The sequence below is a fragment of the Streptomyces sp. CAI-85 genome (assembly GCF_013363615.1).
Taxonomy (GTDB): Bacteria; Actinomycetota; Actinomycetes; order Streptomycetales; family Streptomycetaceae; genus Streptomyces; species Streptomyces antibioticus_B.
Map to the genome: position 1 here is coordinate 163069 of NZ_JAANNX010000009.1, position 20616 is coordinate 183684.

Sequence of the window (20616 nt, forward strand, 5' to 3'; positions counted from 1 at the left end):
TGAAAGCCAGTGTGACGTACGGGGGTGGGTTGCGGTACCCAACTCGAGTGTGGAGATGGGGACTTGGGGCTGTCCCGGCTACGGCGACTGGTGGGTCGGTGCGTCCGCGCGGATGCGTGTGAGGAGGTGGGCGAGGGCGTTGAGAGGTGCGGTGAGGGTGGTTGCCGGGGTGTCGGACTCGCGGAGGTGGAGGTTGGTGGGGGTCGAGCCGAGTTCGAGGCAGGCGTTACCGTCGCCGCTGCCGGAGAAGGAGGACTTCTGCCAGGTGCGGGGGGTGTTCAAGGTGCTGACGTCTGGTCGGCGACCGTGTCGGCCCGGAGTCCCGCGAGCAAGTGCGCGAAGGGGGCTCGGGTGGTGGTCAGGACGGTGGTGGGGGCGTCGGACTCGCGGAAGTGGAGCTTCGCGGGGGTCGAGGCGAGTTCGAGGCAGTTGTTGCCGTCGGAGCCGCCGGAGAAGGACGACTTCTGCCAGGTGCTGATCATGGTCACAGTGCGCCTCACAGTTCCTTGGCCAGCCTGTTGATGAAGTCTCGTGACCGCTCAGGGGTCAGGGACTCCGCCTCCAGCTTACGGAAGAGCAGGCGGAGGGAGTTGAGTTGATCCTCGGAGTCGACGAGCGCGGTTCCTTCAGGGCCGTCGCGCTGCGCGGAGTCCAGCTTGGGGACAGGGCCGCCTGTCAACGTCATGGTGTTCCAGGCTCCCGCGAAGCCGTCCCGATCGAACGGAATCACCCGCACGCTGACATGGTCCGCCTCGGACAGTTCCAGGACGTAGGTGAGTTGGGCGCGGGCGGCAGCCCGGTCACCGGCCCTGATGCGCAGCGCTGCTTCGTGGATCACGGCCTCGTACGGGACGGGCTCCGGACGCTCGATGATCGCTTTGCGGCCCATCCGGTGACGGACACGCAACTCAAGGTCCTCGCTGGGTAGTTCCGGGATCCTGTACGCGAACACCGCACGTGCGTACTCCTCCGTCTGAAGAAGCCCGGGGATGTGCAGGCACTCCACATCGGCCCGGTAAGTGGCATGGTGTTCCAACTCGGCGAGGTCCAGGAATGCCGAGGGAAGCAGACCCCGGTACTCCTCCCACCAGCCCCGGACCCGCTCCGTCGCCATCGTCACCAGCGCCTCGATCAACGCGGCGTCCGTACACGCATAGTGGGCGACAAGCCGCCGCACCGTTTCCTCGCTCACCCCCGCGACGCCGGACTCGATCTGGCTCAGCCGGCCCGCGTCCGTCCCCAGGAGCGAGGCCGCTTCACGCCCCTTGAGTCCCGCCGCCTCGCGGAGTTTCCGCAGTTCGGCCCCCAGACGTTCCTGACGGGCGGTCACTTGCGTTCTGCGGGCCACGACTTCCTCCTTGAACTCGTTCGGGTTCAGATTAGGGCAGCGGCTTGCGGTGGACCAAGCTTGGCCCCTACCGTCTGTGATGCGTACTTCACGCAACGAAACCCCCTCGCGCCCTGGAGCTGACGCATGCCCGAAACCGAACCGAACGCCTGGGAGTACACCCTCTACATCCCCACCGACCCCGTCGCCGTCCCCGTCTGCCGCCGCACCCTCCGCCTCATCCTCACCCTCCACCACCTGCCCCACCTCACCGAGACCGCCGAACTCCTCGTCTCCGAGCTGGTCTCCAACGCCGTACAGCACACCAAGGGCCCCGCCGCCCTCCGGATCCGTTTCCGCGACGGCGTCCTCCAGATCGGCGCCTGGGACAGCGACCCCCAACCACCCCACCCACCAGGCGACTTCGACAAGCTCACCGACTCCGAAAGCGGACGCGGATTCGCCATCGTGCGGGCCTGCGCCGACACCTGGGGCTGGCAACCCCTCGCCCGGCTGGGCCACCGCGGCAAGCTCGTGTGGTGCGAACTGGGACCCGCGCTACCGTGAAGACGTGAGCGGTCACCCCGGCACCCCCCTCGCGAAGAAACTCGGCATCCGGCCAGGTCACCGGCTGCGCCTACGGCACGCCCCGCCCGGGTGGGCCGTACCCGACCTCCCCGACGGCGTCACCCCCCGCCCCGGCGGCCCCCGCGACGCGGACGTCACCGTCGCGTTCTACCGCGCCCACGCCGACCTCGCCGCCGAGACCGCAGCCCTCGTCCGCGACCTCGCCGACGACGCCATGCTCTGGGTCGCCTGGCCCCGCAAAGCCGCCGGACACCACAGCGACCTCACCGAGAACGACCTGCGCGACCTCTTCCTCCCCCTCGGAGTCGTCGACGTGAAGGTCGCCGCGCTGGGCGACGACTGGTCCGGCCTGAAATTCGTCCGCCGCACGGAGAACCGCCGTAAGCCGAAGCCGACGTAGCCCACATCACCGCAACCCCAAATCACTCTAAACCCGGCACCAAGTGAACCGCCGTCGGAGCAACCTCCCCGCGTGAGGCAACATCTTCGTGAACAGACGGAGTCGACGGGTGAGGGGTGTGAGCGACATGGCGGAGCCGAGGATCGCCGTTGCCGTGGTGACGATGGGCAACCGGCCCGCCGAGGTGGACGCCCTGCTGGAGTCCGTCGCCAAGCAGGACCTCGCCCCGGCGAGGATCGTCGTCGTCGGCAACGGCTGCGCGCTCCCCGAGTTCGCCGAGCGCCTCTCCCTGCCCGGCGAGGTCACCACCATCGACGTCGAGGAGAACCTCGGCTGCCCCGGCGGCCGCAACGTCGCCCTGGCCCGCCTGCGCGAGTACGGCGACGTCGATGTCGTCGTGGAACTGGACGACGACGGCCTCCTCGTCGACGCCGACGTGCTGCGCCGCGTCCGCGAGCTGTACACCGCCGACCCCCGCCTCGGCATCGTCGGATTCCGGATCGCCGACGAGCACGGCGAGACCCAGCGCCGTCACGTACCGCGCGTCGGCGCCTCCGACCCCATGCAGGGCGGCTACGTCACCGGCTTCCTCGGCGGCGGCCACGCGCTCAGCATGGCCATGCTCGCGGAGACCGGCGACTGGCCCGCCGAGTTCTTCTTCGCGCACGAGGAGACCGACCTCGCCTGGCGCGCCACCGACGCCGGCTGGAAGATCCTCTACGCCCCCGAGCTGCTGCTCCAGCACCCCAAGACCTCACCCGCCCGGCACGCCATCTACCACCGCGTCACCGCCCGCAACCGCGTCTGGCTGGTCCGGCGCAACCTCCCGCTGCCGCTCATCCCCGTGCACCTCGGCGTCTGGACGGCCGTCACCCTGCTGCGCACCCGCTCGCTCGGCGGGCTCAAGGCGTGGTTCGGCGGCTTCGTGGAGGGCGTGCGCAAGCCGGCGGGCGCGCGGCGGCCGATGCGCTGGCGCACGGTGTGGCGTCTGACCCGGCTCGGCCGGCCGCCGGTCATCTGAGCCGGCCCGGCGACAGCAGGCGCCACCCAGCCATGAACGGCGCGCGGGCCCCGGTCGTTCACCTCCGACGACCGGGGCCCGCGCGCGCCTCCGAACCCGGCCACGGCGGCGACACTCCCCCGAGCAACGCGTCTGCACGCGCGTACCGTCGGGCCGGATTCAGTGATGTGATCACATCAGATCGCACCAACGAATCGCTAACATACGACCAACGATTCACCATGTCCTCGCTGGTCACACGGCATGGGCGGGCGGGAAGGCGAGGAACGGGGTGACACGGCGACGCCACTGCGAGCTGCGCTTCGGACTGCTGGGCCCACCGGTGCTTTACCCCGCCGCGGCCCCGGATCCTCATCCCCACCACGCCCAGGACACCGACGTACCGTACGAGACCGTCCGCAGCCCCAAGGTGCGCGCCCTCCTCGCCGCCCTCCTCCTCGACGCCGGCCGGGTCGTCCCCGTCGAGACGCTCAAGGAGATCCTGTGGGGCGGCGCGCCGCCCGCCTCCGCGCACGCCTCGCTGCACAACCACGTGACCCGGCTGCGCCGCCTCCTCGACGACCCCGAGCGACTGCGCGCCGTCCCGCCCGGCTACCAACTCCGCGTCGCCCAGGGCGAACTGGACGTCCACCTCTACGACCGTCACATCGCCGCCGCGCGCGGTGCGTACGCCGCCCGCAACTGGGAGCGGGTCGTGCGCGAGTGCGCCGCCGCCCTCGCCCTGTGGCGCGGCACCCCGCTCAGCGGCCTCCCCGCCGAACTGGGCGGCTACGCCTTCGCCCAGCGCCTGTCCGAGGCCCGGCTGCTCCTGCTGGAGTGGCGCTACGACGCCGAACTCGCCCTCGGCGGAAGCCGGTTGGACAGGATCGTCCCGGAGTTGACGGCGCTGGCCGCCGAGCATCCGCTGCGCGAGGCGTACCACCGTCAGCTCATGCTCGCCCTGTACCGCACCGGCCGCCGGGCCGAGGCGCTCGCCGTCCACCGCGATCTGCGCACCCGGCTGGTCGAGGACCTCGGCATCGAGCCGGGCCCGGCGGTCCGCGAGGCCCATGTGGAGGTGCTGCGCTCACCGGAGGAGGAGACGCGCCCGACGACCGCGAGCACCCCGCCCGCCGCCACCGTCGCCGTCCCGGCACCCTCTCCGCCCGACATCCGGCGCCCCGCCCAACTCCCGCCATCGCCAGCTCACTTCACCGGCCGAGACGAGCCCCTGCGCCTCCTCGAACACACCCTCACCGCGTCCGACGGCGCCCCGGCCGTCGTCGTCATCAGCGGCATGGCCGGCGTCGGCAAGACCGCCCTCGCACTCCAGCTCGCGCACGCTCTGAAGGAACGTTTCACCAGTGGTCAGCTCTACCTCAACCTGCACGGCGCCACCCCCGGCATGACCCCCCTGCCCGTCTGCCAGGCACTCGCCGCCCTGCTCCGCGACCTCGGCACCGAGCCCCGGCACATCCCCGAACACCCGGACGCTGCCGCCGCGTTGCTGCGCACCTTGCTCGCCCCGACCCGCACCCTCCTGGTTCTGGACGACGCCGCCACCGCCGCCCAGATCCGCCCGCTGCTGCCGGGCGGCCCCGACTGCGCGGTCATCGTCACCAGCCGCTCCCCGCTCACCGCCCTGGACGGCGCCCACCGCCTCCCACTCGGCCCCCTGACCAGCGAGGAGAGCGCCCGCCTGCTCCGCGCCGCGTCGGGCCGCGAGCCACTCACCGCGCCTGGGCCCGCCAGCCCGGCTGACCCCACCGAGCCCACCGGGCCGCACGGCCCCACCGGGCCTGCCAGCCCAGCCGAGCCCGCCGAGCCGACCAGCCCCGCCGAGCCCTCCGAACCCATCAGGCCCGCCAGCTCCGTCGAGCCCATCGGGCCCACCGGACCCGCCAGCTCTGTCGAGCCCACCTGGCCGAACGGCCCCACCGGGCCTGCCAGCCCAGCCGACTCCATCGAGCCGACCAGTCCCGTTGAGCTTTCCGAGCCCATCAGGCCCGCCAGCTCCGTCGAACCCTCCGAACCCACCAGCCCTGCCAACCCCGTCGGCCCCTTGGACGCCCCTCGCCCGCACGGCACCCCCAACCCCTTCGACACCCCTCGCCCGCAAGACACACCCGACCCCCTCGGCACCCCCCACCCCTTCGACCCCCCTCACCCGAAAGACACCCCCGACCCCCTCAACCCCCTCGACACCCCCCACCCCCTAGACGCCACCCACCCCCTAATCGCCCTCACCGGCCGCCTCCCCCTCGCCCTGCGGATCGTTGCCGCTCGGCTGGCCGCGCGGCGGGCGCTCACGCCGGACGCGCTCGCGCGGCAGCTCGCCGCAGCCGAAAGCCGGCTGTACCACCTGGAGTACGACGACCTCAGCGTCCGCCGCTCCCTCGCCGTCGCCCACGACGGGCTCGCCGCCTCCGCGCGCCGTACCGACCGGGACGCGGCGCTCGCCCTGCGCCACATCGGCGCGCTCGACCTGCCCGTCTACGGCGCACCCCTGCTGGCCAGGCTCACCGACACCGACGAACGGCACGCCGAGGCCGCCCTCGACCGGCTCGTCGACGTGGCGCTCCTGGAGGAGACGGCGTACGGCCGGTACGTGCCCCACGACCTGGTGCGGGACTTCGCCCGCGAACTCGTCGGGACCCTGGACGCGGGCGCCGCCGCCGAGACGGCCCTGCACTGGTACGCGGCCAGGGCCGAGCACGTCCTCACCGCCATCGTCGCCCCCGGACTCGACCGCGACGACCGCCTCCGCCCCACCACGGCCCAGCCCGCCGCGCACGCCGAGCACGTACGGGCCGTACCGCCCTTCGCAGGGCCCGAGGACGCCTTCGCCTGGGGCGACGCGGAGCTGGAGAACATCGTCGCCCTGGTGGAGAGCCGCGCCGACGCCACCGGGGACGCGCCCCTCGTCTCCACCCTGCTGCGGCTCCTCTTCCCCTACCTCCACCGCCGCGGCCGGGTCGCCGAGATGGAGATGCTCGGGCGCACCGCGCTGCGCACGGCCCGCCGGCTCGGGGACGAGGCCGCCGAGGCGTACGCGCTGGGCGATCTCGCCGGACTGCACTTCCTGACCGGCCGCCAGAAGGACGCGCTCGCGCTCAACGGGCGGGCCCTGGTCATCTGGCGCCGCCTCGGCCGCCCCTCCTGGATCCGCCGCTGCCTCAACAACCGGGGTCTGCTGCTGGAGAACCTCGGCCGCTACGACGAGTCCGGCGCCGCCCTCCGCCAGAGCCTGGAGTACTCCCGGCAGCTCGACGACCCCTACGGCGAGGCCGTCACCCACAGCCATCTCGGCAACCTGTACGAGCACACCGACCCGCGCGCCGCCATCGAGCAGCACCGGCGTTCGCTGGCCCTGGGGGAGGTGATTGGTGCCGTGATCGTGCGGCACTCGGCGCACTGCAACATCGGCTACGCGCATCTCTCCCTGGGCGAACCGGCCGCCGCCCTGCCGCACTTCGAGGAGAGCCTGCGCATCCTGGGCGGCCATGGCGACTGGCACGGCGAGTCCCAGACCCGGCTGGGTGCCGTCCGCGCCCTGCGTCTCCTGGGCCGTACCGAACGGGCGCTCGGGGAGTGCGCCGAACTCCTGCGCCGCGCCGAGACCCGCGCCGACCGCTACACCGGCGGTCTGGCCCGGCACCAGTACGGTCTGCTGCTGGTCGAGCGGGGGCGGCCGGACGAGGCGTACGAGGAGTGGCGACGGGCGCTGACGGCCCTGGACGGGACGGACGCGACGGCGGTCGTTCGCGAACTGCGGGACCTCCTCGCGGAGGAGAGGGGACAAGACGCCACCCGGCTCACTTCGCGTCCGCATAACACTCCACCACCGCCGTACTGAACGGAATCCGCACCGGCGTCTCCCCGAACGTCAGCCGCGCGGCCAGGTCGGACGCCTCGCGGATGGCCGCGACGACGGCCTCGGCCTCCTCCCGCGGACAGTGCACGATCACCTCGTCGTGCTGGAAGAACACCAGCTCGGCCGCCATGTCCGCACAGCTTCTGCGGAGCGCGGCGAGCAGCAGCAGGGTCCAGTCGGCGGCGCTGCCCTGGACGACGAAGTTACGGGCGAAGCGGCCCCGCGCGCGGGCGTCGGTCGAGGCGTATCCGGGCCCCCACTGCTCGACTGCGTCCCCGCTCCCGCCTCCGCTCCCGCCGCCCGTCGCGGAGTCGTCCTCGTCCGGAGGGATGCCCGCCTCCTCGGTGCCGTCGTCGCCGGTGCGGACGGCCGGCGGGCAGGTCCGGCCGAGCCAGGTGCGCACCAGCCGCCCTTCCTCGCCGGCCCGGGCCGCGTCGTCGACGTAGGCCACCGCGCGCGGGAAGCGGCGGCGCAGCGCGGCGAGGTTCTTCAGGCCGTCGCCGGAGGTCTGGCCGTAGACCGCGCCGAGGACGGCGATCTTGGCCTGGTCGCGGTCGCCGGAGAAGGCGCGGTCGGAGACGGACTGGTAGAGGTCGGTCTCCCGGCCCGCCACCTCCATCAGCCCGGGATCGCGGGAGATCGCCGCGAGGACGCGGGGTTCCATCTGGGCGGCGTCGGCGACGACCAGCCGCCAGCCGGGGTCGGCGACCACGGCCCGCCGGATCACCTTGGGGATCTGGAGGGCGCCCCCGCCGTTGGTCACCCAGCGGCCGGTGACCGTGCCGTGGGCGAGGAACTCGGGCCGGAACCGGCCCTCGCGCACCCAGTCCTGGAGCCAGGACCAGCCGTGGGCGACCCAGATGCGGTACAGCTTCTTGTACTCGATCAGCGGCTTCACGGCCGGATGGTCGAGGGACTCGATCTCCCAGCGCCGGGTCGACCTGATCCGGATGCCGGCCCGGCCGAAGGCCCTGATCACGTCGGCGGGCAGATCGGGGCGGACCCGGTGGCCGAACGCGGCGGACACCTCCTCGGCCAGCTCCACCAGACGGCGGGGCTCGCCGCCGCCCGCGTACCGCTCGCCGAGCAGGTCGTGGAGCACCGCGCGGTGCACCTCGGCGCTCCACGGCAGACCCGCGCGGTTCATCTCGGCGGCCACCAGCATCCCCGCCGACTCGGCCGCCGTCAGCAGCCGCATCCGGTCGGGGTGCCCGGCCCGGTCGTGGCGCCGCTGCTGCTCGGCGTAGACCTCGGCGAGGTCGGTCAGCGGCATCGGTGCCGACCGCACCGACTGCGGTTCGAACAGCGAGGACTGGGCGCCGGGCGCGGCCGACCGCTGCGGTGGGTCGGGCGGTACGGGGCCGCCGCGCAGCCGGGCCAGGGCCGCGGCCGCGGAGCGGGGTTCCCCGTACCGCCCTTCGTGGCCCAGGAGGAGGGTCTCGGCGTCCTCGACGTCGTAGCACCGCTCGACTCGCACCCCCGTGGCGAGCAGACGCGGATACACCTCGGCCGTGGAACGCCAGACCCAGCGGGTGACCTCGGGCCGCTCGCGCACGGCCCGGGACAGATCCGCCTCCCGCAGTACGGGACCGGCGGGCAGCCCGTCAGGACCGAGGGCCGCCAGCTCCACGCCGCCGTCCTCGACCGGAGCGAGCACCCACCGATCGACCACACCGCGAGTCTGCCAGGGGGGTCTGACAACGGCCCTTGACCTGCTGTTTCAGGGCCGCCTCAGCTCTCGTTCCGCTGCGCCGCCACGATGTCGGCCAGGGCCTTCACGACGTACAGCTCGGTGGCCGCCTTGTCGATGCCGAGGCCGGTCAGGACGCCCTCGCCGTTCTCGAACTCCAGCAGGGCCAGCAGGATGTGCTCGGTGCCGACGTAGTTGTGGCCGAGGCGCAGGGCCTCGCGGAAGGTCAGCTCCAGGACCTTCTTGGCGTCCGAGCCGTACGGCACCAGCTCCGGCACCTCGTCGGCGGCGGGCGGCAGGACGGCGGTGGCGGCCGCGCGGACCGCGTCGAGGCCGGCGCCCTGCGCGACCAGGGCCTTCGCCGCGAGACCCTCGGGCTCGGAGAGCAGCCCGAGCACCAGATGGGCGGGCAGCCCCTCGGTGTTGCCCGCCGCCTTGGACGCGCTGTGGGCGGCCATGACCGTGCTCCGCGCGCGGGGGGTGTAGCGGCTGAAGCCCTGGCTGTCGTCCAGGTCGACGGACTCCTTCGGCACGAACCGCTTCTGCGCGGCCTGCCGGGTGACGCCCATGCTGCGTCCGATGTCGGTCCAGGAGGCCCCGGAACGGCGGGCCTGGTCGACGAAGTGCCCGATCAGATGGTCGGAGACCTCGCCGAGGTGCTCCGCCGCGATCACGGCGTCCTGGAGCTGTTCGAGGGGTTCCTCGTGGACCTTCTTGATGGCCGCGATGAGGTCGTCGAGACGGATGGAGGCGGTGGGTTCCGGTCGCTGCGTCATGTGTCAACCGTAGGTTGACACCCTGGCACTGTCAACCTCGGGTTGTCACTCGGCTCGGGCCTGCTCCCGTCCGGTGGGCACCCACGCGCGCGTGACACCATCGACCCGTGAGCAGCACCCCCGGCCCTCCCGGCACCGTCGACCGCGCCCTGCGGACCGCCCTCTACGACACCGCCGACTCCGCCCTCGACGCGGGCGCCTCCCTGCTCGCCTCCGACCCCGCCACGGACACCGAACTCGTCCGCCGCGGAACGGAGTTCGTGGCCGCGGCCTGGCGGCGCGGCTGGCAGCCCGCCGACGTCGTACGGCTGGTGCGCCGGGACCTGGACGACATCCACGTACGGCTGGCCGCCGCGCTGATCCGCGCGCAGGCGCCGGACGACCGGGCGCGCGGCCCCCGCTGGACGGCCCAGCTCGCCGAACTGCCCGAGGGCGAACCGCCCCGCACGGACCGCTTCTCGCACGCCACGGCCGTCCTGGAGCTGTACCGCCTGCTGCTGCGGCTGCCCACGCTCGAACCCCTGGAGGACCAGGCGGAACGGCGGCCGGGGCGGCGCTCCGACTCCAAGACGCTCACCCGGATCCGCGCCCTGCTCGCCAAGGCCGAGGCGACCGGCTATCCGGAGGAGGCGGAGGCCCTCACCGCGAAGGCGCAGGAGCTGATGGCCCGGCACAGCGTCGACGAGGCGCTGCTCGACGCCGCCGCGCCGGACCCGCACGCGCCCGGCGCCTGCCGGATCGGCGTGGAGCCGCCCTACGAGCAGGCCAAGGCGGTGCTGCTGGACGCGGTCGCCGGGGCCAACCACTGCAAGGCCGTGTGGAACGAACCTTTCTGCTTCTCCACCGTCGTCGGCTTCGAGGCCGACCTGGAGGCGGTGGAACTCCTCTTCACCTCGCTCCTGGTGCAGGCGCACACCGCGATGACCAGGGCGGAGGCCGCGCAGCGGGCCGGCGGGCGCAAGCGGACCAAGACCTTCCGGCAGTCGTTCCTGGCGGCCTACGCCCACCGCATAGGCACCCGGCTCACGGCCGCCGCCGAGACCCAGGTCGGCGACGACCTGCTGCCGGTCCTCGCCACCCGCGAGGTCGCGGTCACCGCGGCCACGGACCGGCTGTTCCCGGACACGGTCACCACCCGGCTGCGCGGGGTCACCGACGAGGCGGGCTGGACCGAGGGCGCCGAGGCCGCCGACCGCGCCCAGGTCCGCCCCCGCACCCGCCTGCCGTAGAGCGCCGCACGCGTACGTACGTCAGTCGCCCGCCTGCTGGAACGCGCTCACCGAGGCGTCCGGGGCGTCGCCCTCGCCCTCGTCCGTGAGCGCCACGTCGCCGTACGACCACGCGAAGTCCGTCGTCTCCTCGGCGCCCGGCAGGCCGTAGCGCACGGTCTTGACGGCGAGGCTCTTCGCACCGCTCTCGCCCCGCACGTACGTGATCGTGAACGACGTGGTGCCCTGCTCGGCGAGCGTCAGCTTCCGCGCCTCCGCGGCCGGGTCGTTGGCCACGGCCGCCGTCCTGCTGCCCGCGACGAGGCCGACGGCGGGGAAGCCGTCCAGGACGCACGCGGCGCCCTTGTTGGTCAGGGTGACGGTGACGTTGCCGCTGTCCCCGGCGGCGGGGGCGGCGTTGGCGGTCACCTCGGGGGAGAGGTCGGCGGCGGCGCAGGCGGTGCCGGCGGCCTTGCCCGTGCCGTCGTCGGAACCCTGCGCGTCGCCGCTGTCGTCGCCGGAACAGGCGGTGAGGAGGAGAGCCGCCGCGAGGGCGGTGACGGTGATCGGAACGGCGCGCATGTGTGGTCCCCTGAGTGTCGTGACGGTGCTCGAAGGATCATCACGCACGCGTGCCGCCCCGCGACGCCCACCCCCGCACCAACCACCTGTGTGAGTGGTCCGCGGGGAAAGGGTGCGCGCGCTCCCTATTCCAGCCCGGCCGTGGGCAGACCCTCCGGCCACTGGCCGCCCTCCGCCTTGGTGTACGTCTCCTCGCCGGCCGCGCCCTCCCAGGTGACCTTGAGGGAGCCGGCGTCGACGGAGTCCACCATGCCGGTGGTGCGGTCCTTCGTGCCGGTCGTGCACGAGAGGCGGATCATCCGCATGCCCGCCTCCTCCCCGGCGGACCCGCTGCACACGGTCCCGCCGGTCGCGAACAGGGCGGCCTGCTTCCCGGTGATGATCAGCGCCACCGCCTTGCCGTCCGCCGTGGCCAGCCAACTGCCCTCCAGCTCACCGGAGGCGGCGGCCGAGCCGCTCGCACCGCCGGTGTCCGCGGTGGCCGAGGCGGACGGCGTGCCCGAGGAGTCGTCCTCCGACCCGCCGTCGTCACTGCACCCGGTCAGCACGAGCGCACCGGCCAGCACAGCGGCCCAGGCCGTACCGCGCGAGAAGATCCCCGAAGTCACCACTGGCTCCCAAGCTGTATCCGGACGACAGGTCCGCAGCAAGCTACCAGCCCACCCCGACGGACACCCGGGGCCGGACACGAGAGGTCATGGGCAGCGGTCCCCCGGCGAGACCTGCGGCCGGTCTCCGGGACCGGCCACTGCGGCGGGTCCGCCGCGGACCGGGCCCAGTGCCACTCCCCGCCGCCCTGCGGCCGGTCACTGCGGACCCCCTCCCGGGCAGCCGGCCACCCCGCGAGCTGCCTCGGCTGGGCCGCTGCCCACACCAGGACCGGCCGGATCGCCCTGGTGGGCCGCACGCACCCGGATTGGCCGGACCGCCCTTGCGGGCCGCCATGCACCGGGACGGACCGCCCACCAGGGCTGACCGCCGCCCCGATACCCGCCGCCGTGGGCGGCCGCTGCCCTGGGACCCGCCGCCCTGGGACGGCCGCTGCCCCTGGACCCGCCGCCCCGGACAGCCGGTCGCCGGGAGCCGTTCCCGGGGAGCCGCCGCCCCGGCCCACCGCCGGACACCCGGGCCGGCCCAGCCGCCGTGCGTCAGCCGCGATGCCCCAGGGGCGACCACTCACCTCACCAAGAAGACTTCCGCACCCCCGGCAGATGCCCCGCGTGTGCCTGTTCCCGCAGGCCCACGCGGGACAGGCCGAACGTGCGGAAGTAGCCGCGCGGGCGCCCGTCCACCTGGTCCCGGTTGCGTACGCGTGTGGCGCTCGCGTCGCGGGGCTGGGCGTTCAGTTCGCGCTGGGCGGCGGCCCGTTCCGCGGCCGTCGAGGACGGCCGGCGGACGATCCGCTTCAGTTCGGCCCGCCGCTCGGCGTACCGCGCGACGATCTCCCGCCGCTTCTCGTTCTTCGCGATCTTGCTCTTCTTCGCCATCGTTCCCCGCCCCTTCAGACCTTGACGCCCCGCGCGCGGATCCGCGCCACGGCCGCCTCGACGCCGATCACGTCCACCGTCTTGATGCCGGTGGTGCTCAGCCGCAGCCGTACGTACCGGCTCTCGCTCGGCAGCCAGTAGCGCTTGGACTGGATGTTCGGGTCGAAGCGGCGGGAGGTCCGCCGGTGGGAGTGGGAGATCCGGTTGCCGAACCCGGGCCGGGCCCCGGTGAGCATGCAGTGCGCGGACATGGGTGACGTACCTCTCTCGGAGCGTTGTCGCTAATGGAATTCATTTTCAGTAAGATAGCAGCATGGCACGCAACGAACTCCGTCCGGTCGTCAGGCTCCGGTCCACGGCGGGGACCGGCTTCACCTACGTCACCCGCAAGAACCGCCGCAACGACCCGGACCGCATGACCCTCAGGAAGTACGACCCGGTCGTCGCCCGTCACGTCGAGTTCCGAGAGGAGCGCTGACCCGTGCGCGAGGGAATCCACCCGGCCTACGGCCCCGTCGTCTTCCGCGACCGCGCCGCCGGCCACGCCTTCCTCACCCGCTCGACGATGACGAGCGAGAAGACGATCGCGTGGGAGGACGGCCGCACCTACCCCGTGGTCGACGTCGAGATCTCGAACGTCAGCCACCCCTTCTACACCGGCACCGCCCGCGTCCTGGACACCGCCGGCCGCGTCGAGCGCTTCGAGCGCCGCTACGGAAAGCGGGGCGGGGCGTGAGCCTGTCCGTCGTGATCGTCGGCGGGCTGCACGCCGACGCCCGCCGGGCGACGGTCGCGCGTCTGCTCGCCGACGTCCCCGGCGGCGTCGCCCTCCACCACGACCTGTCGACCGCCCCGGCCGGCACGGTCGTCCGCACGGTCCGCGACGCCGACGGCGTCCTGTCCGCCGGGGAGACCCCGCTCGTCAACGACTGCGCCTGCTGCGCCCTGCGCGAGGACCTGGTGCCCGAGCTGCGCCGCCTCGCCGACCACGGCACCACCCGGCTCGCGGTCGTCGAGCTGTGGGACTCCGTCGAGCCCAAGGCCATGGCCGAGGTGGTCGTGGCCGGCGGGCTCACCGTCACCGGGGTGCTCACCGCCGTCGACCCGGCCCTGCTCCTGCCCTGCCTCGGCAACGGCGACGACCTCGCCGACGTCGGCCTCGCCGCGGCCGCCACCGACCAGCGGACCGTCGCCGACACCTTCGCCCGTCAACTGGAGTACGCGCCCGTCCTGGCCGTCGTCGACTCCGAGGAGGCCGACCACGAGGACCGCGAACTGCTCACCCAGCTCCATCCGACGGCCCGCCGGATCCCGGTCGCCGCCGGAGAGTCCCCGGCATCCGCACGTGCATATGCACGCGGCACTTCCTCCGAGCTGGTGGCCGCCGCGCTCGCCGGATTCGACGTCGAGGCGGCCGCCGCGGCCCAGCACCCGGCCTGCGCCCTGCTGCCCGCCGAGGCCGACGCGCACGGTGTGAGCACCTTCGTCTGGCACCGCCGCCGCCCCTTCCACCCGGAGCGGCTCTACGCGGCCCTTGAAGACCTCACCTGCGCCGCCGCCCGCAGCCGGGGCCGGTTCTGGCTCGCCGACAAGCCCGACACCCTGCTCCACTGGGACGCGGCGGGCGGCGCCCTGTGCGTGGAACCGGCCGGCCCCTGGCTGGCCTCCCTGCCGGACGCCGCCTGGGACCTGGTCCCGCCGGTGCGCCGCGCCGCCGCCGCGCTCGACTGGCACCCCGAGCACGGCGACCGCTGCCAGCACCTGGTCTTCACCTCCCCGGGCCTCGACCGCGACGGACTGGCCGAGGTCCTGGAGTCCTGCCTGCTCACCGACGCCGAGTACGCCGCGGGCCGCGCCGCCTGGCAGCGGCTGCCGTCCGCCTTCGACACCCTCCTGGAGGTCTGACCCATGCCGCGCAAGCCCGTGCGGACCCCCGCCAAGCCCCGCCCCAACCCCCTGGACCGGGCCGGGATCACCTACATCGACTACAAGGACACCGACCTGCTGCGGACGTTCATCTCCGACCGCGGCAAGATCCGCAGCCGCCGCGTCACCCGAGTCTCCGCCCAACAACAACGCCTGCTCGCCCGCGCGATCAAAAACGCCCGAGAAATGGCCCTCCTCCCGTACGCAGGCCGCTGACCCCGGGCCCCCGGGTCCGCCTGGCCCGCCGGGGCCCCAGGCCGACTCCGGGCCTCTGGGCCCACTCGGCCCGCCTCGGGCCGCGCCGGGCCGTGCCGCGCCATGCGTGGCCGTGCCCCGGGGCCGACCCTCGGGCCTTCCCCGGGGCCGCGCCCAAGCCGACTCCGGTCCCTGGGCCCACCCGGCCCGCCTCGGGCCGCGCCAGGTGATGCCTGGCCGTGCCCGGGGCCGACCTGGGGCTTTTCACCCGAGGGCCGCGCCGGGCCGGCCCCGGGCCTTTGCTGGTGCCGCGTTCAGCCGGACCCGGGCCCCGGGCCGTACCCGGGCCAACGCGGGCGGTCTCCCCCCCCGACCGACCCTGGGCTCCCTCCAGGGCTCAAGCCGCGCTGACCCCGAGGCGCACCAGGGCCGGGCGCCAGCTACACCCGGGCCGCGGCGCCCGCCCCACCCGGATCCGCGCCCACGCCCACACCGTCCCACCTCACCCCCGAGGTGCCCCACCCCCGGAACACACCGCTCCGCCAAGCGGAAGTCACCGCTCCGGCCCCTTCCGGCGGTAGTGCGCGGCACCCGTCGTCCGTACCGGCGAAAATCCGCCGCCCGTCCACCGCCTGTGGACGACGGACTGCGCCGTGCTTGCGTCGGATGCCGGAGAGCAGGCGCCGACCGTATCCACCCCCGACTCGCCCCTGTGGACGATCTCCCCGTCGTCCACAGGGGCGAGTGCGTTTCGGCATCCGGCGCGGCGGGCCGGACCGCCCCGGCCGCTGCCTGCGGTCCCGGTGCCGTCTTCCCCGCATCTCCCGGACCGGCCTGCGGAACCCTCACATCCGGAGGCCCGGACTACCGCGCGGAGCGGATGACCGGCGTCCGGAGGAGGGGTCCCCCCGTATCGCGCCCGGGGGACGGGCGTACGCTCCGGGCATCCGAACCGATGCGATGCCGACGGAACACGAAAGCCGCGCCGCGCGTCTGTTCCTTGTGCACGCGAGTGGTTCGATCCGAACTACTTCGCCGTCCGGCGGGCAGACGGTCGGGTAAAGCAGGCGTCAATGCTGTAACCGCGCAAGCACCCCTCGTGCACGTGCATATGCTCATGCAACTGCACGTGAACGGGGTTATGATCCGGGACAGTTGACCACGGCACCAATGGCCACACGAGCCAGATCCAGTGCACCACCAGGGAGCGACCTGTGGACCACCACGTTGACGGGGGGCACGACGTGTACAACGGCATGACGGCCACACGGCTGTCAGGGGTTGCCTGGCAGAAGAGCCGGCACAGCAACTCGCAGGGGTCCTGTGTGGAGTTCGCGCGACTGCCGGGCGGTGACGTGGCCGTGCGCAACTCGCGATTCCCGGACGGTCCGGCGCTCGTCTACACCCGGGCCGAGATCGAGGCGATGCTCCTGGGCATCAAGGACGGCGAGTTCGACCACCTGATCGCGAGCTGACGACCGAGCCGTGCCGGCCCACCCGTACCAGCGGGTCACCTGCCCCGGCGGACATCGAAGACATACCGTCACCGATCACAAGGTGACGCGCGTAGAACCGCGGCGCGCAACGGCGCCGCGGTTTCTCATTCGGCCGGTGTGTGCAGCCGGAACATCGCCCAGACCACCTTGCCGCCCAGCGAGCCGGACATCGGGTGCCAGCCCCAGCCGTCGGCGAAGCTGTCCACGAGGAAGAGGCCGCGGCCCGACTCGGCCGAGAAGTCCTCGCCGTTCTGTCTGTCCCGCGGCAGCGGACAGTCGCGGCTGGGATCGCGCACCGCGCACACCAGCCGTTCGGTCCACCGCAGCAGATGCAGCCGTACCGCCGGATTCTGCTCACCCGCGCGCGGAGCGACGCCCGGTGGTATACCGTGCCGCAGCGCGTTGGTCACCAGCTCCGAGACCACCAGACAGACGTCGTCGAAGCGGTCGCCCACGTCCCACTGGCCCAGGGTCCGCCGGGTGAACTGCCGGGCCTCGCGCACGGCTTCGAAGCGGGGCGGAAGAGCGCAGGAGGCGGCGTTGGACACGGCCGCGGGGTCGAGCGGCGGAAGGCCCTGCCGTAACGGCTCGAGCATGGTCGATCCATTCGTCCCCATGCGAGGCACTCCCGGGAGTCGCGGTCGTGGCGAAGCAGCGGTGGCGCGGGACCATGGTTTCGGATGCGCACGGCGGATGCAAGGGCAGATGCACGTGCACGTGACCGAAATGGACCTCCCCGTACCGCTTCTTGGCCATTTTTTCCGCCAACTTCCCGCCCTGTGACGGCACTTCTCCAGCTCCTCCCTCTCGCTTCTCCTCCGTCCCTGTGTCCATATGCTTTGGCTTCTTTCCGTCTCTGTAATCGGACGAGTACTGCTCGAAGTGTTTTAGTGGCAGACTGCGAAGCCTGAGGACGGGTTGGGGAGGCTGGCGAACGTGAGCGCGGGAGAGCCTGGATCGGTGGTGCGGCGGATGCTGCTCGGCTCGCAACTTCGGCGACTGCGCGAGGCGCGCGGCATCACGCGTGAGGCCGCCGGGTACTCGATCCGGGCCTCCGAGTCGAAGATCAGCCGGATGGAACTCGGCCGGGTCAGCTTCAAGACCCGGGACGTCGAGGACCTGCTGACGCTGTACGGCATCACGGACGACACCGAGCGCCAGGCGCTCGTGGGACTCGCCCGCGAGGCCAACGTCGCGGGCTGGTGGCACAGTTACTCCGACGTGCTGCCCAACTGGTTCCCCACCTACGTCGGTCTGGAGGGCGCCGCCTCCCTGCTGCGGGCGTACGAGGTGCAGTTCGTGCACGGTCTGCTCCAGACCGAGGCGTACGCCCATGCCGTCGTCAGCCGCGGTATGAGGGGCGCGAGCGCCGCCGACATCGACCGTCGGGTGGCGCTGCGTCTGGAGCGGCAGAAGTACCTGGTCGCCGAGAACGCCCCGGACTTCCACATCGTCCTCGACGAGGCCGCCCTGCGCCGGCCCTACGGCGACCGCGAGGTGATGCGCGGCCAGCTCCAGCACCTGATCGACATCTCCGAGCGTCCCAACGTACGGCTCCAGGTCATGCCGTTCAGCTTCGGCGGGCACTCCGGGGAGTCCGGCGCGTTCACGATCCTGAGCTTCCCGGACGCCGACCTCCAGGACGTCGTCTATCTGGAGCAGCTCACCAGCGCCCTCTACCTGGACAAACGCGAGGACGTCAGCCAGTACGAGCAGGCGCTGAAGGAACTCCAGCAGGACAGCCCCGGCCCCGACGAGAGCCGGGACCTGCTGCGCGGGCTGATCCAGCTCTCCTGAGAGATTCGCCCCGACTGCCGAGTACGGCCCCAACTCCCTTGAAACACACGTACGATGACGTGTGATCAGATCGTGACGTCGATCGCAGCAGGGGATTGAGGGATCACATGTCGTCCTATTTCACCGACCTGGCCCAGCAGTACATCGACGGCAAGTGGCGTCCGGGCACAGGGTCCTGGGACATCATCGACTTCAACCCCTACGACGGTGAGAAGCTCGCCTCGATCACCATCGCCACCGTCGACGAGGTCGACCAGGCGTACCAGGCCGCCGCCCGCGCGCAGAAGGAGTGGGCCGCCACCAACGCCTACGCCCGCCGCGCGGTGTTCGAGAAGGTGCTGCGGCTGGTCGAGGAGCGCGAGGCGCAGATCAGCGAGGTCCTCGTCGCCGAGGCCGGCGGCACCTTCGGGAAGGCCGCCTTCGAACTCCACCTGGCCAAGGAGTTCCTGCGCGAGTCGATCCATCTGTCGCTGCGCCCCGAGGGCCGCATCCTGCCCTCGCCGATCGACGGCAAGGAGAACCGCGTCTACCGCGAGCCGGTCGGCGTGGTCGGCGTGATCAGCCCGTTCAACGTGCCGTTCCTGCTGTCGCTGAAGTCCGTGGCCCCCGCGCTCGCCCTCGGCAACGGCGTGGTGCTCAAGCCGCACCAGAACACGCCGATCTCCGGCGGCACCGTGCTGGCCAAGCTGTTCGAGGACGCGGGGCTGCCCCCGGGCCTGCTGAACGTCGTCGTGACCGACATAGCGGAGATCGGCGACGCCTTCCTGGAACACCCGATTCCGCGGGTGATCTCCTTCACCGGTTCCGACAAGGTCGGCCGGCACGTCGCGACCGTCGCGGCCTCGCACTTCAAGCGGTCCATCATCGAACTCGGCGGCAACAGCGCCTTCGTCGTCCTGGACGACGCCGACGTGGACTACGCGGTCGACGCGGCGGTCTTCAGCCGATTCGTCCACCAGGGCCAGGTCTGCATGGCCGCCAACCGCATCCTGGTCGACCGTTCGCTCGCCGACGAGTTCACCGAGAAGTTCGTCGCCAAGGTGCGCACGCTCAAGGCCGGCGACCCGCGCGACCCGGCGACCCTCATCGGCCCGGTGATCAACTCCCAGCAGGCGGAGGCCGTGACCGGCGCCGTCGAGCAGGCGATCGCCGAGGGCGCCACCGCCCTGCTGCACGGCGCGACCACCGACAACCTGGTGGAGCCGTCCGTCCTGTCCGGCCTGCCCCTCGACTCCGCCCTGCTCCAGCAGGAGGTCTTCGGGCCGGTCGTCTTCATCAACACCTTCGACGGCGAGGAGGAGGCGGTCCGCATCGCCAACGACACGCCGTACGGCCTCAGCGGCGCCGTCCACACCGCCGACATCGAGCGCGGCGTCCGCTTCGCCAAGCAGATCGTCACCGGCATGATCCACGTCAACGACGCCACCGTCCACGACGAGCCGATCGTGCCCTTCGGCGGCGAGAAGAACTCCGGCGTCGGCCGCCTCAACGGCGAGACGACCCTCGAAGCCTTCACCACCACCAAGTGGATCTCGGTGCAGCACGGCCGCAGCGGCTTCCCCTTCTAGCCGATGACCGGGGACAGGGGGCGGGCCGATGCCCGCCCCCTACCCTGGAGCGCATGTCAGCGATCCGTCTCCTGGTGCTCGGTGCGGTCCGCCAGCACGGGCGGGCCCACGGCTACCAGGTCCGCAACGACCTGGAGTACTGGGGCGCCCACGAGTGGTCCAACGCCAAGCCCGGCTCGATCTACCACGCCCTGAAGCAGATGGCCAAGCAGGGACTCCTGCACGCCCATGAGATCGCGCCGTCCACGGCCGGCGGCCCGCCGCGCACCGAGTACGAGATCACCGGGCAGGGCACCGAGGAGTATCTGCGGCTGCTGCGGGAGGCGCTGGTCGCCCGGGACCGCAGCATCGACACCCTCTCCGCGGCGATCGGCTTCATGGTCGACCTGGACCGGGCGGAGGCGGTCGGTCTGCTCCGGGAGCGGCTGCGGGGCCTCGCCGAGTGGCGGGCCGCCGTCACCGAGCACTACGTCCCCGAGGAGGGGCCGGAGCAGCTCGGTCACATCGGCGAGATCATGAACATGTGGGTCCACACCGCCGACGGCGAGGCCGCCTGGACCCGGGGCCTGATCGAACGGATCGAGGCAGGCGCCTACACCTTCGCCGGCGAGGGCGAACCCTTCGTGGGCGTCCTGGCCGAGGGCGAGGAGAACCCCTACGCGACGGGCGAACGGCACCCGGGCGACCGCCGCTGACCGTCGG

At 72.6% G+C, this 20616-nt stretch carries 23 protein-coding genes; 13 read left to right on the plus strand and 10 right to left on the minus strand.

Annotation, left to right across the window (positions count from 1 at the left end; all coding sequences use genetic code 11):
* Positions 1-78: 78 nt before the first annotated feature.
* From G6W55_RS14510 to G6W55_RS14520, 3 genes are read right to left on the minus strand one after another with little or no spacing between them, the layout of a single operon-like run.
* A complete protein-coding gene (locus tag G6W55_RS14510) occupies positions 79-282 on the minus strand; it encodes a DUF397 domain-containing protein (RefSeq protein WP_175521233.1) in 204 nt (67 codons plus the stop codon).
* Positions 279-482 carry a DUF397 domain-containing protein gene (locus tag G6W55_RS14515; protein WP_175521276.1) on the minus strand — a complete coding sequence of 68 codons (204 nt, stop codon included), beginning with the start codon at positions 480-482 and terminating at the stop codon, positions 279-281. Before G6W55_RS14515 ends, G6W55_RS14510 begins: the two co-directional genes overlap by 4 nt.
* Positions 483-496: 14 nt before the next feature.
* Positions 497-1348 (minus strand): helix-turn-helix transcriptional regulator, encoded by an 852-nt coding sequence (locus tag G6W55_RS14520; protein ID WP_175521234.1) that lies wholly within the window; start codon positions 1346-1348, stop codon positions 497-499.
* A 126-nt stretch (positions 1349-1474) separates the two neighbouring features.
* Here G6W55_RS14520 and G6W55_RS14525 point away from each other — a divergent pair, with 126 nt between their 5' ends.
* The 4 genes from G6W55_RS14525 (at position 1475) to G6W55_RS14540 (ending at position 7171) form a co-directional block, all read left to right on the plus strand.
* The gene (locus G6W55_RS14525; protein ID WP_175521235.1) at positions 1475-1894 is read left to right on the plus strand and encodes an ATP-binding protein; all 420 of its coding nucleotides are present in this window, start codon (positions 1475-1477) and stop codon (positions 1892-1894) included.
* A gap of 4 nt (positions 1895-1898) precedes the next feature.
* Positions 1899-2315 (plus strand): DUF3052 family protein, encoded by a 417-nt coding sequence (locus tag G6W55_RS14530; protein WP_175521236.1) that lies wholly within the window; start codon positions 1899-1901, stop codon positions 2313-2315.
* Between the two features lie 127 nt (positions 2316-2442).
* Positions 2443-3336, plus strand: a complete 894-nt coding sequence (locus tag G6W55_RS14535; RefSeq protein WP_175521277.1) for a glycosyltransferase family 2 protein — start codon at positions 2443-2445, stop codon at positions 3334-3336.
* 271 nt (positions 3337-3607) lie between these two features.
* On the plus strand, positions 3608-7171 hold the full coding sequence (locus G6W55_RS14540; RefSeq protein WP_175521237.1) for a BTAD domain-containing putative transcriptional regulator: 3564 nt from the start codon (positions 3608-3610) through the stop codon (positions 7169-7171).
* Here G6W55_RS14540 and G6W55_RS14545 read toward each other — a convergent pair.
* Together G6W55_RS14545 and G6W55_RS14550 are read right to left on the minus strand one after the other, a co-directional pair.
* Positions 7131-8861, minus strand: coding sequence for a bifunctional 3'-5' exonuclease/DNA polymerase (locus G6W55_RS14545; protein WP_175521238.1), 1731 nt, complete (start codon positions 8859-8861; stop codon positions 7131-7133). The two genes, G6W55_RS14540 and G6W55_RS14545, sit on opposite strands and share 41 nt — an antisense overlap.
* A gap of 59 nt (positions 8862-8920) precedes the next feature.
* On the minus strand, positions 8921-9655 hold the full coding sequence (locus tag G6W55_RS14550) for a Clp protease N-terminal domain-containing protein (RefSeq protein WP_175521239.1): 735 nt from the start codon (positions 9653-9655) through the stop codon (positions 8921-8923).
* 107 nt (positions 9656-9762) lie between these two features.
* On the opposite strand from G6W55_RS14550, the gene G6W55_RS14555 reads away from it, so the two are divergent.
* Entirely contained in the window at positions 9763-10884 is a 1122-nt protein-coding gene (locus G6W55_RS14555) for a DUF2786 domain-containing protein (RefSeq protein ID WP_175521240.1), read from the plus strand.
* A gap of 21 nt (positions 10885-10905) precedes the next feature.
* On the opposite strand, the gene G6W55_RS14560 is transcribed toward G6W55_RS14555, so the two are convergent.
* The 4 genes from G6W55_RS14560 to rpmB form a co-directional block, all read right to left on the minus strand.
* Complete coding sequence (locus tag G6W55_RS14560; protein WP_175521241.1) at positions 10906-11445, minus strand: DUF4232 domain-containing protein; 540 nt, start codon at positions 11443-11445, stop codon at positions 10906-10908.
* A 125-nt stretch (positions 11446-11570) separates the two neighbouring features.
* Positions 11571-12053 (minus strand): hypothetical protein, encoded by a 483-nt coding sequence (locus G6W55_RS14565; RefSeq protein ID WP_309243716.1) that lies wholly within the window; start codon positions 12051-12053, stop codon positions 11571-11573.
* Between the two features lie 573 nt (positions 12054-12626).
* The gene (rpsN, locus tag G6W55_RS14570; protein WP_175521242.1) at positions 12627-12932 is read right to left on the minus strand and encodes a 30S ribosomal protein S14; all 306 of its coding nucleotides are present in this window, start codon (positions 12930-12932) and stop codon (positions 12627-12629) included.
* Between the two features lie 14 nt (positions 12933-12946).
* Complete coding sequence (gene rpmB, locus G6W55_RS14575) at positions 12947-13183, minus strand: 50S ribosomal protein L28 (RefSeq protein WP_175521243.1); 237 nt, start codon at positions 13181-13183, stop codon at positions 12947-12949.
* Between the two features lie 62 nt (positions 13184-13245).
* Here rpmB and rpmG point away from each other — a divergent pair, with 62 nt between their 5' ends.
* The 5 genes from rpmG to G6W55_RS14600 all read left to right on the plus strand — a co-directional run bounded on the left by rpmG (position 13246) and on the right by G6W55_RS14600 (position 16528).
* Complete coding sequence (gene rpmG / locus G6W55_RS14580; protein WP_030795983.1) at positions 13246-13410, plus strand: 50S ribosomal protein L33; 165 nt, start codon at positions 13246-13248, stop codon at positions 13408-13410.
* A gap of 3 nt (positions 13411-13413) precedes the next feature.
* Complete coding sequence (locus tag G6W55_RS14585) at positions 13414-13668, plus strand: type B 50S ribosomal protein L31 (RefSeq protein WP_085214650.1); 255 nt, start codon at positions 13414-13416, stop codon at positions 13666-13668.
* Positions 13665-14837: a GTP-binding protein gene (locus tag G6W55_RS14590; RefSeq protein WP_175521244.1), complete on the plus strand. Its 1173-nt coding sequence runs from the start codon at positions 13665-13667 to the stop codon at positions 14835-14837. Before G6W55_RS14585 ends, G6W55_RS14590 begins: the two co-directional genes overlap by 4 nt.
* A 3-nt stretch (positions 14838-14840) precedes the next feature.
* The gene (gene rpsR / locus G6W55_RS14595) at positions 14841-15074 is read left to right on the plus strand and encodes a 30S ribosomal protein S18 (protein WP_175521245.1); all 234 of its coding nucleotides are present in this window, start codon (positions 14841-14843) and stop codon (positions 15072-15074) included.
* Positions 15075-16309: 1235 nt separating this feature from the next.
* Positions 16310-16528, plus strand: a complete 219-nt coding sequence (locus G6W55_RS14600; protein ID WP_085214706.1) for a DUF397 domain-containing protein — start codon at positions 16310-16312, stop codon at positions 16526-16528.
* A 125-nt stretch (positions 16529-16653) separates the two neighbouring features.
* Here the strand turns inward: G6W55_RS14600 and G6W55_RS14605 are convergent, their stop codons facing one another.
* Positions 16654-17145, minus strand: a complete 492-nt coding sequence (locus G6W55_RS14605) for an ATP-binding protein (protein ID WP_175521246.1) — start codon at positions 17143-17145, stop codon at positions 16654-16656.
* A gap of 376 nt (positions 17146-17521) precedes the next feature.
* Here G6W55_RS14605 and G6W55_RS14610 point away from each other — a divergent pair, with 376 nt between their 5' ends.
* The 3 genes from G6W55_RS14610 to G6W55_RS14620 all read left to right on the plus strand — a co-directional run bounded on the left by G6W55_RS14610 (position 17522) and on the right by G6W55_RS14620 (position 20609).
* A complete protein-coding gene (locus G6W55_RS14610) occupies positions 17522-18346 on the plus strand; it encodes a helix-turn-helix transcriptional regulator (protein ID WP_175521279.1) in 825 nt (274 codons plus the stop codon).
* Between the two features lie 107 nt (positions 18347-18453).
* Positions 18454-19914, plus strand: coding sequence for an aldehyde dehydrogenase family protein (locus tag G6W55_RS14615; RefSeq protein ID WP_175521247.1), 1461 nt, complete (start codon positions 18454-18456; stop codon positions 19912-19914).
* A gap of 53 nt (positions 19915-19967) precedes the next feature.
* A complete protein-coding gene (locus G6W55_RS14620) occupies positions 19968-20609 on the plus strand; it encodes a PadR family transcriptional regulator (RefSeq protein WP_175521248.1) in 642 nt (213 codons plus the stop codon).
* Positions 20610-20616 lie beyond the last annotated feature (7 nt).

Excerpts from the sequence above, each read along its gene's own strand:
- G6W55_RS14600 (WP_085214706.1), top strand. The coding sequence starts at position 16,310 with ATGACGGCCACACGGCTGTCAGGGGTTGCCTGGCAGAAGAGCCGGCAC.
- rpmG (WP_030795983.1), top strand. The coding sequence starts at position 13,246 with ATGGCACGCAACGAACTCCGTCCGGTCGTCAGGCTCCGGTCCACGGCG.
- G6W55_RS14620 (WP_175521248.1), top strand. The coding sequence starts at position 19,968 with ATGTCAGCGATCCGTCTCCTGGTGCTCGGTGCGGTCCGCCAGCACGGG.
- G6W55_RS14525 (WP_175521235.1), top strand. The coding sequence starts at position 1,475 with ATGCCCGAAACCGAACCGAACGCCTGGGAGTACACCCTCTACATCCCC.
- G6W55_RS14535 (WP_175521277.1), top strand. The coding sequence starts at position 2,443 with ATGGCGGAGCCGAGGATCGCCGTTGCCGTGGTGACGATGGGCAACCGG.
- rpsN (WP_175521242.1), bottom strand. The coding sequence starts at position 12,932 with ATGGCGAAGAAGAGCAAGATCGCGAAGAACGAGAAGCGGCGGGAGATC.
- rpsR (WP_175521245.1), top strand. The coding sequence starts at position 14,841 with ATGCCGCGCAAGCCCGTGCGGACCCCCGCCAAGCCCCGCCCCAACCCC.
- G6W55_RS14515 (WP_175521276.1), bottom strand. The coding sequence starts at position 482 with ATGATCAGCACCTGGCAGAAGTCGTCCTTCTCCGGCGGCTCCGACGGC.
- G6W55_RS14615 (WP_175521247.1), top strand. The coding sequence starts at position 18,454 with ATGTCGTCCTATTTCACCGACCTGGCCCAGCAGTACATCGACGGCAAG.
- G6W55_RS14605 (WP_175521246.1), bottom strand. The coding sequence starts at position 17,145 with ATGCTCGAGCCGTTACGGCAGGGCCTTCCGCCGCTCGACCCCGCGGCC.
- G6W55_RS14610 (WP_175521279.1), top strand. The coding sequence starts at position 17,522 with ATGCTGCTCGGCTCGCAACTTCGGCGACTGCGCGAGGCGCGCGGCATC.
- G6W55_RS14560 (WP_175521241.1), bottom strand. The coding sequence starts at position 11,445 with ATGCGCGCCGTTCCGATCACCGTCACCGCCCTCGCGGCGGCTCTCCTC.
- rpmB (WP_175521243.1), bottom strand. The coding sequence starts at position 13,183 with ATGTCCGCGCACTGCATGCTCACCGGGGCCCGGCCCGGGTTCGGCAAC.
- G6W55_RS14550 (WP_175521239.1), bottom strand. The coding sequence starts at position 9,655 with ATGACGCAGCGACCGGAACCCACCGCCTCCATCCGTCTCGACGACCTC.